Genomic DNA, 12574 nt, shown 5'->3' on the forward strand with positions numbered 1-12574 from the left:
ATCGCTCAATGAAGAGTCCGATAGAGTCCCAGCAGGGAAGTGTGTTACTGGTCAGTCTGGTGCTGCTATTGATTATCACAGTAGCAGGTATTACTTCGATCAGGGTGGCCAGTCTGGAAGAGAAAATGACCGGTAACTTCCGAAATGAACAGTTGGCCTTTCACTCTGCCGAAGTAGGTGTGCTTGAGGCTGAAAATTATGTTGCCAATACTGTTTTTTCGCTTTCCAGTTTTAATGCGGACTGCAGTAATGGGCTTTGTTTCAATGGCACCCAGAGTACCGAGGTTGGAACCTGCGAAAATAGCACTGACAGGCCATGGGAAGATGAGTCTGTCTGGTTGACGTCTTCAAAGCATCGGACAACTGCCATCAATCTGGAGGGAGTTTCTGCTCAGGCCAAATACATTGTTGAGTTCCGGTGCTATCTACCTAAGGAAAGTGATGGCCCTATTCCCGACCCGGCCATTTTTAGTGACTGGGCCCAGTTTTATCGAATTACCGTACTGGCAACCGGTGGCTCGACAGATGCCAGGGTCATGTTGCAGACCACTTACAAGAAGAATGACTAGCAAGAAGATTGACTAGCAGAGCTTTAAGCTCAAGGAGTGCAGTCATGAAGATAAGACAAACACTGATAAAAAGCCTCTCTGTTCTGTCAGTCTGGTCCACTTTTGCATCAGCAGATCCTTCATCGAATCTCTATTCTTCGGTGCCACCACTGTTAAGTCGCAGCTCGGAGCCTCTGGTCATGTTGGTGATGTCGGTTGATCACGAGCTGTTTAAAAAAGCGTATCCGGATTACTCGGACCTGGATGGTGATGGTCAGTTGGATGTGACTTATAAAGACAACTTCGAGTACCTGGGGTACTTTGAAAGTCAGTGGTGCTATTCCTACAGTTCCTCTAATGGTCGTTTTTCTCCGGCTGCACAGGCAACCGGTAGCAACGGCCATTACTGCGATACATCAGCTGCGCCATGGAGTGGTAACTTTCTGAATTGGGCCACCATGAGTCGAATGGATGTGCTGAGAAGGGTGCTCTTTGGGGGTAAACGCTCTGCTGATACTGCATCTCTGACCGTTCTTGAACGAGCCTATTTACCCAGAGATATTCATGCTTTTGTCAAAGTCTACAAAGGCAGTGATCTTGCCAGTCTGACTCCTTACACTGGTTCCGTAAGTCTCTGCAATCTGGCGACCAGTGAAGGTGGTGAGCCAAAGCTTCGTATTGCCAGTGGACAATGGCCTCGCTGGGCATCCACTGAAGTGATTCAGTGCCAGTGGGGGACGTCCAACAGTCCTTCCAGCAGTGATGAGTTAGCAGAAAATACGGTTCGGGTTGAGTCTTGCGTAACAGGTAAAGATGCATCAACATCGGATCGTTGCAGAGAATATTCCAATGGCAACGCCAAGCCGATAGGTTTGCTGCAGCGCTATGGTGAAGATGGCAGTATCCGGTTTGGCCTGATCAGTGGCAGTTACGACAAGAATATTTCTGGCGGATTGCTGCGTAGAAATATCTCTAAAATTGGCGGTAACTCGTCGTCTTCTGATGATGAGGTCAATGTCTCTAATGGTATTTTTAATAACTCCGTCAATGGCATCATCCAGCACATCAACAGCTTCAGAATTGCCAGATACAGTTACAGTCAGAATAAATATACCGACTGCAGCACTTATGGCATTTCTATTGATACCTTCAAATCCGGGCGTTCAACCTATTCCAATCGACATTGCAGCAACTGGGGCAATCCACTGGCCGAAATGTATCTGGAGGCTCTGAGATACTTTGCTGGTCAGTCATCACCCTCCAGTGCGTTTGATACCAGTGTTGATGATCAATTTGTGTCAGGATTATCCACCGAGTCCTGGATTTCTCCTGTCACTTCAGCCAACGCTTGCGCCAACTGTTCTATTATTCTGCTGTCCAGTGGACTGAACTCTTTTGATTCCGATGAACTCTCGAGCAGTGCCGACTTGCCCGGCTTGTCCGGTACTGCCAGTGTCAATAGTAAAACCGATGAAGTGGGTGAGCTTGAATATAACAATAATTTCGCTGGTAACTATCTGGTGGGTGGGACTGGTAGCACACGACAATGTACAGCCAAGTATCTTAATGGGTTGTCAGAAGCCAAAGGTTTATGTCCTGAACTGCCTCAGCTGGAGGGTAGTTATCAGGTGTCCGGATTGGCTTTTTATGGCAACCAGACCGATTTGAACAGTACTCTCGATGGTGTGCAAAAAGTCAAAACCTATTCTATTCAGTTAGCAGAAAGTATGCCCAGCTTTACCCTGAATGCCGGTGGCAAGTCTGTCACTTTCCAACCGGTTTGTCATACCAGTTCCAATTTTGGCACGGGAACGAATTTCTCTGGAAGTGGTAGTGACTGCTCACTGACCGATGTAGTGGTAGAAAATACAGTACTGAATTCTGATGGTGAGGTTGTGGAAGGCAGCTTGCTGTTTACCTGGGAGGACTCTCTCTGGGGTAATGACTTTGATTATGATGCTTCTTCACGAATCAAATTTTGTGTAGGAACCCAGTGCACAGCCACTTCAGATTCAACCTTGAGCATTGGAAGCTTTGGCAGTGATCAGATACGAATGGCTGTTCATGTAGACGGTGTTTACGCTGGATTGAACTTGAGGTTCAGTTACACAATGGCCGGTACCTACGACGATGGATTACAAAATGATTTTGTCTACAAAGGGCAGGCGGGTTATGAAGTGAAAAACTTTACGGCCAGTGGCAACTCTGCAGGCCGACTGGAAAAACCGCTCTGGTTTGCGGCTAAATACGGAGGCTTTGTTGACCTTGATGGTGATGGTACTCCCAAGTATGACGATAATGGCGATGGGATTTCAGATGATGACCGTGAGTGGGACAGCCGAAATAATACTACCGGCTCGTTAGGGGCAGATGGTTTACCTGACAACTATTATTTCGCTCGCAATCCCAGTCAGCTAGAGGCTCAGCTAGGGCAAGTTTTACAGGATATTGTCAGCAGGGTCTCCTCTGCCACCAACGCAGCCCTTTTTTCGAACAGTCAGACCGGAACAGGTGTTCTCTATCAGGCTCTGTTTCAACCCGTTATGGAGTACAACGGTAAAACAATTTCCTGGGGAGGAATGCTTCATGCCCTCTTTGTAGACAGTAAAGGCTTACTCCGGGAAGATAGTAATGGCAATGACAGGCTTGATGATTACTCTGTTGACAAAATCGTAGAGCTGGTTTTTGACCCCAACTCCAACCAGACTCTGTTTCAGCGGTATTCTACTTCAGATTCAGGGGGGACACTGACACCCGATGGCGCTCTCCAGTCCCTCAATCAGCTGAATGCAATCTGGGATGCCAGAGATCAATTGTCCAGTCTCTCCAATGTCACCAGCCAGCGCACATTCAGTTCTCTCGCTTCAGGCGGCCGCCATATTTTGACCTGGTTGGATGAAAATAATAATGGTGTCGTTGATACCGGTGAAACTCTGCCACTGACGCCTGATACATTCAACACAATGGAAGGTTATTTGGGGGTTTCAGCATCTGAGGTTGCCAATGTCGTCAACTATGTTCGTGGTGAGGAAATCTCCGGAACCCGTTCAAGAACCATCGACTACGATGAAGACGGAGAAGATGACGTCTGGCGTCTTGGTGATATTATACATTCAACACCGCAGCTGGTCTCTTCTCCGGGAAGCCGGTTCGATGCCCTCTATTCCGATACCACTTATACCACCTTTTATGAACAATACAAAAACCGTCGGCACGTGCTTTACGTAGGCGGTAATGACGGAATGATCCACGCTTTTAATGGTGGCTTCTGGGATGAAAGTCAATATGGCTATAACGTTACTGGATACAATAACGAAGTCAGTCATCCATTGGGTTCGGAACTTTGGGCTTATACGCCCATGAATCTGCTGCCCCATCTGCAGTGGTTGAAAGAGCCTGACTATCCCCATGTTTATTACATGGATGCAGAGCCAGTAACTTTCGATGCCAACATTTTTGACAGTAATGACAGTGATTATCCCGGAGGCTGGGGAACCGTTCTGGTTATGGGTATGCGACTTGGTGGCGGTGGTTACGACGTGACCTTGGGAGGGAATAACAAAACACTGCGCTCTGCCTATGTGGTGCTGGATATAACTAACCCAGAGGCCCCCCCTAAACTGCTGGCGGAAATAACCCATCCGGAACTAGGCTTTACAACTTCCCGCCCTACATTGGTAAAACGTCGTGTGGCTGCCAAAGATAGCCAGGGTGAAGATGACTGGAGTCAAGCACCTACGACGAATGAATGGTATCTGGCATTTGCATCAGGACCTATCGGTACAGGTGAGGCTGGAATACGAACAGCACTGGATGATGGATCGAGTAACCAGAATCTCAAACTCTTTGTCTATGATCTGAAAAGTAAAGCTTTTGTGTCGGGCATGGCAGCTATGGATTCAGGGATTTCTCAGGCGTACGGTGGCAATACTACAGCCGTCGATTGGGATCGGGATTATAAGGACGATGCTCTTTATCTGGGCGCTATTGAAACCGGTACATCAACTCTGGATGGGAAGCTTCTGAGATTGCGTTTGCAGGATACCCTGACCGACTCAACACTGACAACGCTTCTTGACACCGGGAAGCCTGTTTCAGCCGCTCCTGTTGTGGCCTCAGACAAGAATCGTCACTGGCTTTATGTAGGGAGTGGAAGGCTTCTGACGTATGATGATAATCGCGCCACACAAACCCAGTCATTCTTTGGCTTCAAGGAGCCGCAGAGTAGCAACGGTGATTTAACGTATAATGCGGTGTCTTTGTCGGACTTGGTTAATACGACGGACGTACAGGTATATACCAATGGCACTGTCAATAAGAAAACCAGCAGTGGCAATGTAGCCTTTACTGTGGACTCCTCAACCGTCGGCAGCTTTACTGCACTTCAGTCAGTGATTGCGACCAAGAGTGGCTGGGTGCTTGATCTGGAGGGTGATGGTGTTATTCCTGCCGGAAGATCAATCACTTCGGCTTCCCGATTGTTTTCACTGGTTCTGTTCACTGAATACAGACCGTCAGAAGACAGTTGTCGAGTGGATGGCTCTAGCGCCCTGATTGGCTTGCATTACCAGACGGGGACCGCATCGCCCGATCCCGTTCTGGGTGGGCAGGATCAGGGCGATCAGGTCAGTGAGGATCTTTCCATAAAAAGAGTCAATCTGGGACTGGGTTATGCATCATCTCCCGTTATCCATCAGGGAGCCAGTGGTCATCGAACGGCGGTTACCCAGGGCGCTGGAGGCAGTATCAGCAGTCACGAACTGAATTACAATTTTCAGACTTCCGGTAGAATGTCATGGCGACAGATCTTGCGCATTCCCTGGGGAAGCGAATGATTCCATGGATCTCTGGTATTGCCCTTCATTCTTTTCGATTGGATATTTACAATCATTGTTCGGTATTCACCAAATATGTCACATAACTTCAGTATTGGGTAAAGTCATTATGCTTCACCCAAAAAGACCAGATAACGTCGCCAATCCAGACCTATTTTTTCGAGATAGGCAAGACTACAGCTCCGCACTTCTTCAGGGGAATAATCTCTGGATGCTTTGATGTCAGCAGGAACGGGTTCCAGAGGGACGTTATCACGCCGACACTGGTGGACAAATTGAAACCAGGCCTGCAAGAATTCATTGACCAGTTGTACCTCTTCAGCTGTTTTAGGGCAGCGAAAAAAACGGAATTCCATCGTTGGAAGTGCATCGATACCAGCTGTTCCGTTGATATGTAATAACGAGATCGCCATGTACTTTTCTGCAACGCCTGAAAGCGCATCAAATTGATCGCATGGCCAAAACTTCCATTTCCCGGTCATATGCTGAAAGTCGGTCATATGAACAAATCGACTGTAAAAACCAGTAAACTGTTTCAGGTTTTCCATTTTTTCTTCATTGGTTACTCCTTGCAGATTGCTGATGCAATAGTCCCCATCCATTAGTTTCGTATTATAATGCGCAATCATTTGATTCATCCTGACTATCGCGCTACCCTTCAGCTTCTCAAAATCACCGAATGTTTTATGCCATTGCGCCTCTCTGTCCGAGACAATTCGTTTATCATTACCAAAAAATCTGAGTAAATAGGGATTGTTTTGTAATTCACATTCGATTGCCATAATAATTGCGGGATCGCCGCCTGTAGCACTCAACACATCAACATGTTTGTGCCCCGAGCTATAACTGATAACCCTGTTATTGCGCAGGAAATCAATCGCATTAATCACCTTTTTAAAGCATTCATGGACATGTTTATCATCTAAATGGTATGGCTTACAGTTTATTTCAAGACACTCCATTGTATCCAGGAACGAGATAATCTCAAAATCATTGTTTAGGGTATACCGTCTCTGGTTATGTTTATTCAAACCAAGGTACTTAAAACCCTGCTGTTCAAGGCGCTCTTCAAGAGGATACAGGGCTTTATGCCTAGCTTCACTTTTCGTGTCCGATAAAGAGTTAAGATAATATTCGAACTCTTCTCCATATTTAAGGCATGGACTCATCAATGGATACCCGCTGCTCTCCACGAATTCGGACTTTTTGGCAAACATACTGTCAATAACATGCATATAGCGTCGTTCAAATATTTCTGCCATCATCGATTTGTTAAATGTTTCGCGCAGGTCATCATCGGTGCGTAAAACACGCGACAACAAATTATTATTGCCATAGCCAGAAGTTTTGGCAATCTTAATGAAATCGGATTTATGTTTGTCAATAAAACCAAATATAGCGATTAGCTCAGAAAACTTGCCGTAACGTGATAATATTTTTTCAAAAAATTGAAACAGTTGCCTGCGCAAAAGCCAGGGTACATTATCGCCATTCTTCCAGACTGGGATAAAACCGGTTTCTGCAAGATAATCAATCAGCATTTCAGCGAGATCATAATTTAGACCTTTGTCTTTAAAATAGTCTTTGTTAGATTTTACTCCTTGTGAATGCTCTTGGAATATTTTCTTCAGGACATCACAGATCTCAGTAACCCTTCCAGTATCGATTGTTTGGTCTGGCAAATATCGATTTTGTTCTCTTGCAAAAAAACCACGGTCTTCCCTGCAGATCCTCCTTGTATAATATAAAGCCGATAAAGATATTCAGTGCCTCATCGGTTTTATCATCTTCCTTCGTTTCTTCAAGCTGGTATTCCGGTTCTTTAACGTCAGACTTTTCGATGGTTATTTTTTGATAATGCAATGTTTTGATAAGGTTCTGCAAAGTTTCCCGAAGATGTTCAGCTGCGGACAGTGGAGCCAGGTAAGTATCATGACCTGAAGCGGATACTGGGCCAGGCCCGCCAAAGTGTGCAAGGCAAGAAACCTTGCGCTGTAAAACAGGTTGCTCTGAACCCGTGTAGTGACGTTTGCGATTAGCTGGCAAAAAAAACCTTGCCGCGTTGTCGCTGATAGACAGCCTGTCGACGCTGTCCTTTGGTGAGTAGGGCTCATTTCCGGTGGTCTTTCCATAGATGGCCCCAGACTGCGATATATTCATGTACTTAACTCTCTGAAGTAATGTTTTTTGTGAGCAGACTGACTTCGACTATTAAGTCCAAAAAAAGTTCAAAGAACGATAATAAAGACCGGTGAGTTTGCTGCTTCAGGAAATCAAGAAGAGTGAGCCGAGGGCATAAAAGGTGATGATGCACATTGAGATCACGCAAAAAATTCAGCAGATCATCGAGACACAGCCTACCGACTCGGCCATTTCAAAGAGGAGCCAGTATTGGCAATACAGATCATCAATGAACGTATAATCATAATGCCATTCTGGCGTCATATGCCGGTTATTGGCTGTATCTCATACCAGACAGTGCTGTATGTCCAGTTATTTGAGTTGGGAGTCAGGTAGTCCGATCACTATTCTGAGGATGTGAAGTAAACAACTTTCTTATTAATGACTGATTGCTAAATTCTGGTCACGGTGCTAAAAATAGCACCACAGTACTGCATATAACAATCATCATAACAATAATAAGGAAAGAAGATGAGGCGGAAAATTCTATCTGCTGCTGTGGCTGCAACCGTATCTTTTGGTGCTCAGGCCGAGCAACCCTTTAGTGACTTTTATGTGTTCGGTGACAGTTTGCTGGATACAGGCAACTTCTCTTATGCGACAAATGATGGCGGAGTCATAGCTACTGAATTGCTGGCTAAGGCCTTGGGATTGAATATTGATATTCTTGCCAACGGCGGTAACAACTATGCAGTTGGTGGCTATCAAACCGCCGATGTTCTGGACTCCATAGTTGGAGGTGTAGCCCTTCAGGATCCTGCAAATACCGTTACGACCCGAGGGGGGAATTTCAATTCTTACTTGATTGATAACCCTTCAGCTTCTGGAAATGCACTCTACTTTCTCGATGGTGGGGGGAATGATTTAGCTGGAACATGGTCGAGTGCGCCCGATCAAGCGGCAGCGATTCAGGCATCAGCCCAGAATATGGCTACAGCAGTGGGTGCTCTGAGTAATGCTGGTGCCAACTATATCATGTTGGCAAATTTGCCTGATATGGGGCGGATTCCCCTCACTCAACTGGCTGCTCTGGCTGACCCGAATGATGCCGTTGTGGCAAGTACTGCTGCTGCCGGTTACAACCAGGCGCTTGAAATTTTTGTCAACCAAACCGGTGCCAATGTCATACCGGTAGATTTTCAGGGTTTTATAGATCTTATTATCAGGGATGCTGATCAATTTGGCTTTGCCTCAGGCGTGGATGCAGCTGTTACCGGCGCTGCAATCGATCAGGTGTATACCTGTTATGACAATGGACTGGGGGGCAGTACTGGTCCTTCAACCTCATGTTTCGAGCATCCGGTCTATGGAGTTGATGGCACTGCTCCGGACCCTGACAGCCTGATTTTTAATGATTTTTTGCACCCCACCGGTAAAACCCATGCTCTGGCTGCAGATTACATCGCGGATATCATCATAGCCCCCAGGAAAGTGGGATTGCTACCACAGATGGGGCTCAGTGCAGCTCGCAGTCAATTCAGTGCAGTCGCCAATGAAATGCGTCAGTCCCGCTGGAAGGATGTAAAAAGTGGTTGGTTTATCAGTGGCGCTTCGGGGAGCAGTGAGCTGGATGGCGGCTTAAGTCCCGAAGATGATCGTTACTCATCCACAGTGGGATTGATCAAAAGCCTGGATGACAATCATTTTTTGGGTGTTGCTCTTACTCTGGGGCAGAATGAGCTGGATGTCGATGATTCATCGTTTGAGGCAAACAATTATGGTCTGAATATTCTTTATGGTTATCGTGAAGGTGCCTGGTTTGTGGAAGGTGCACTGGGTTATACCAATATGGATTATTCTGACCTTGCGCGGGGCTTCACCATGGGTTCGCAAACTTACACTGCCAAGGGTGATACCGACGGTTATGCTTTGGGGCTGGATCTTCTGGCTGGCTACAATCTGCTGGATCAATCGGCGAGGTTTGTTTTTGGCCCCGTTCTGGGATTACAAACCATTTATGCTTCTGTTAACGGTTATACCGAGAGTGGCGGCGAAATTTCCAATTACGACTGGGGGAATCAATCCACAGAAAGTATGCAGTTGCGTGCTGGTTTTATGGGGAGTATGCAGCTCACGGAAACCATTGTCATTGACGCCGAAATGTATCATACAGATGAGCAGGAAGGTGGCTTTGAGAGCATTAATGTAACTAATACCAATTTGAATTTTGGGCAGTACCACCTACCCGGAGCCTATGTGGATGAAGGCGGCTTCGTTACCGCTAATCTGGGCGCCGCTATGGATTTGGGTGATGGCAAGTTGCGCCTGAGTTATAACTATAGCGATCAGGCTGATGGCTCCGAGCTGGTCAGTTTGACGTATTCAGCCGCTTTCTGAGGTGGATAATAAAAAAGGCCGGTTCGGCATACACCAATCCGGCCTTTTTTTGTGCTGACTGACTTGCTTTACAGACGCGTCCAGCATCACCTGATCTCATGCAGGCTTACAGGATCATGGCAACAGATCTTTGTTATTCACTGGGAAAGCCATTGATTCCCTGAATCGTGTCAATTCTTTGAAGCTTTTTTTGCAGGTGGAATCCGGTCCACACTTGAATAAGCCGCCTGTCATTCCGCGAATCCCTCGTCTTTCCTTTTTTCCTAGAGTTGAAGTGTCATTCAGTTAAGGAAGTAGGTTGTGTTCAAGCGGAGCTGCTCAGTCAACAGGCCCAAAACTATGAAAGGGCTGACCCTGATCGAGATTTTGATCACCATCCTTCTGATGTTCATCGTTAGCTCTATGACGGTGAATCTGGATTCACTGGTGCAGTCCTTTCGAATGGATTTTTACAATCAACGAATTTTCAGCAGTATGGTGGTGGCCCGCAGTGAGGCGATAAAACGAGGAGTGAATGTCAGTCTTTGTCGCAGCCAAAACGGCTCAAGTTGTGATACCTCTGGCAGCAACTGGAAAGCAGGCTGGCTGATTTTTGTCAATCCCAATAATAATAATTCGGTTGACCCGGGTGAGGTCGTTATCAGGGTTTATGGAGAGATTGACAGTGCGGTCACGATCAGTCTGAATACCGGGAATACTGTGACATTTACATCCAGGGGCAGCCCGACAGCGGTGCGGACTATGAGAGCCTGTCCCACCGGCGGCTTGGGCACTCCAGTTAAAACAGTATCGGTCACGGTCACCGGACAAATTCGAAAAACTTCTTCGACAGGGAATTGTTGATGGAAGGACACTTAAAGGCACGCAAGTCACACGCAAAGCTGCCAAAGGGCAAAGAGGATGGCTTTGGTCTGATTGAAGTGTTGATCAGTGTGGTGATTTTTATGGTCGGCATTCTTGGAATGGCGGGAATGCAGGCTCAGGCGGTCAGGGCGACTCAAGACAGCTTGCAGCGTTCCCAGGCTATCTGGCTGGCCAATGAAATGTCAGAACGTATGAAAGTGAATGTCCAGGGGCTGGAGTCAGGCAAGTATCAGACTACCGCCCAAACCGCCAGCGGTAATGTCCCCTCCTATTGTGCCGGTTCAGTTCCGAGACAATGCATTGCCAACGCCTGCACGGCGGATGAAATGGCTGCCTATGATGTTCATGATCTTATGTGTCGAAATGCCAGGGTTTCCAATCAGCAACTGGTCGTCAGTTGTTCTGCCACCCCCTGTAATTCTGGTGAGACCGTGTCGATAACCCTTTCATGGGAGACCAGAGGTGGTATTGGTACGCTGTTTCTGGCTCAAAAGTCACTGACTCTCACCTATCTACGGCAATGATTAGAACGTCCTTATCCCGACAGCAAGGGTTGTCGCTGATTGAACTGATGTTGGCACTGGTGATTGGTTTGCTGATCACAGGTACTTTTTTACAGCTGATGTTGAACAGCAGTCGTTCCACTTATTTTCATGAAGATCTTGCCCTTGCTCAGGAGAATGGTCGGCATACCCTGTTCTTGCTGAGTCGTGCCGTGAGGCAGGCAGGCTACAGCAATGAAGTGAACAGTCGGGTGCTGCCATTCTTTACCGGTCGATGTGGCAGTGCTGCTCAGTGCACATTGGATGGTGGCGGAACGAACAGTGATCAGGTCGCTGTCCAGTTTCTACCCCGCAATGGTCAGGATTGTGCGGGTAACACCGTTCCTTCAGGGGAGCTGACAGCCGATGTTTACTATGTGGCAGCTGATCCGGCTAATGGCAATATTGATACCTTGTTCTGCCGGGGATACAACCCGGCAAACTCCGCAGCCAGAGGTGCAGCCAGGGCTGTCATCGTGGGTGTTGAGCGTCTTCAGGTGGTTTATGGAGTGACGAATAACAATACCAATAATGTGCATCAGTACCTGGCGGCCAGTGCGGTCAGTAACTGGCAGGATGTCAGAAGTGTCAGACTGGGCGTTCTGGTCAATTCCGGCCAGCAGGTTCGCTCATTTGAGCGGCGAACCCGAACTTACAACATTCTGGAAAGCGGTACTTTGACCCTTAACGATGGACGCCCCCGATATGTCTTTACCACAGCGAACAAACTTAACAACGCCGGTTTCTAGACCCATTCACAGAGTCAGACAGCAGGGTGCGATCATGCTGTTGACCATGATCATTATGCTGGTGATGTTATTCTCGGGGTTGTTTGTCATGGAAATGGCCATTTTTGGGGAAATGGCGGTCAGTAATGAGCAGAAAGGATTGCAGGTCTATCAGGTCTCTTACAGTGAGCTGGATGGGCAGTATCAATACCTTATTAACAACTCCGGTGTTTTACTGGATGCCATGGCCGCTGATGTCAATCTGAGCATCATACAGAACCCGTCAGGTTGTGCTAACCCGGCTCAAGTTTGCCAGACTGCCACACTCCGATATATCGGCGAAGTGCCACCACCTCCGGGTTACAGTCTCGGGAAATACATTGGCCTGATGTTCGAAATTGATAGCGTCGCTACCCTGGGTCAGACAGGTGCACGCTCCAGCCAGACTCTGGGCTTTACCTTCGTGACCACTCTCTGAATCAATCTGAAGGCTGTGCTGCCGATGGAAAAAATAAGAACACCTGACTGAGGATTTTCCT

At 47.2% G+C, this 12574-nt stretch carries 9 protein-coding genes; 7 read left to right on the forward strand and 2 right to left on the reverse strand.

Annotated elements, in window-relative coordinates:
* Positions 1-8 precede the first annotated feature (8 nt).
* Positions 9-569, forward strand: a complete 561-nt coding sequence (locus KBW69_RS07415; protein ID WP_257280477.1) for a PilX N-terminal domain-containing pilus assembly protein — start codon at positions 9-11, stop codon at positions 567-569.
* 44 nt (positions 570-613) lie between these two features.
* Complete coding sequence (locus tag KBW69_RS07420; protein WP_257280478.1) at positions 614-5383, forward strand: pilus assembly protein; 4770 nt, start codon at positions 614-616, stop codon at positions 5381-5383.
* A gap of 107 nt (positions 5384-5490) precedes the next feature.
* On the opposite strand, the gene KBW69_RS07425 is transcribed toward KBW69_RS07420, so the two are convergent.
* Complete coding sequence (locus KBW69_RS07425) at positions 5491-7065, reverse strand: hypothetical protein (RefSeq protein WP_257280479.1); 1575 nt, start codon at positions 7063-7065, stop codon at positions 5491-5493.
* Positions 7028-7543 carry a hypothetical protein gene (locus KBW69_RS07430; protein ID WP_257280480.1) on the reverse strand — a complete coding sequence of 172 codons (516 nt, stop codon included), beginning with the start codon at positions 7541-7543 and terminating at the stop codon, positions 7028-7030. The genes KBW69_RS07425 and KBW69_RS07430 overlap by 38 nt, the downstream gene beginning before the upstream one ends.
* A gap of 492 nt (positions 7544-8035) precedes the next feature.
* Between KBW69_RS07430 and KBW69_RS07435 the strand changes: the two genes are divergently transcribed.
* The 5 genes from KBW69_RS07435 (at position 8036) to KBW69_RS07455 (ending at position 12513) form a co-directional block, all read left to right on the forward strand.
* The gene (locus KBW69_RS07435) at positions 8036-9901 is read left to right on the forward strand and encodes an autotransporter domain-containing protein (RefSeq protein WP_257280481.1); all 1866 of its coding nucleotides are present in this window, start codon (positions 8036-8038) and stop codon (positions 9899-9901) included.
* Positions 9902-10240: 339 nt separating this feature from the next.
* Positions 10241-10744: a GspH/FimT family protein gene (locus KBW69_RS07440; protein ID WP_257280482.1), complete on the forward strand. Its 504-nt coding sequence runs from the start codon at positions 10241-10243 to the stop codon at positions 10742-10744.
* A complete protein-coding gene (gene pilV / locus KBW69_RS07445; RefSeq protein WP_257280483.1) occupies positions 10744-11289 on the forward strand; it encodes a type IV pilus modification protein PilV in 546 nt (181 codons plus the stop codon). The genes KBW69_RS07440 and pilV overlap by 1 nt, the downstream gene beginning before the upstream one ends.
* A complete protein-coding gene (locus tag KBW69_RS07450) occupies positions 11286-12056 on the forward strand; it encodes a PilW family protein (protein ID WP_257280484.1) in 771 nt (256 codons plus the stop codon). The genes pilV and KBW69_RS07450 overlap by 4 nt, the downstream gene beginning before the upstream one ends.
* A 34-nt stretch (positions 12057-12090) precedes the next feature.
* Positions 12091-12513 carry a hypothetical protein gene (locus KBW69_RS07455; protein WP_257280485.1) on the forward strand — a complete coding sequence of 141 codons (423 nt, stop codon included), beginning with the start codon at positions 12091-12093 and terminating at the stop codon, positions 12511-12513.
* Positions 12514-12574 lie beyond the last annotated feature (61 nt).

The sequence above is a fragment of the Endozoicomonas sp. ISHI1 genome, from assembly GCF_024606225.1.
In the GTDB taxonomy this organism is placed as follows: domain Bacteria; phylum Pseudomonadota; class Gammaproteobacteria; order Pseudomonadales; family Endozoicomonadaceae; genus Endozoicomonas_A.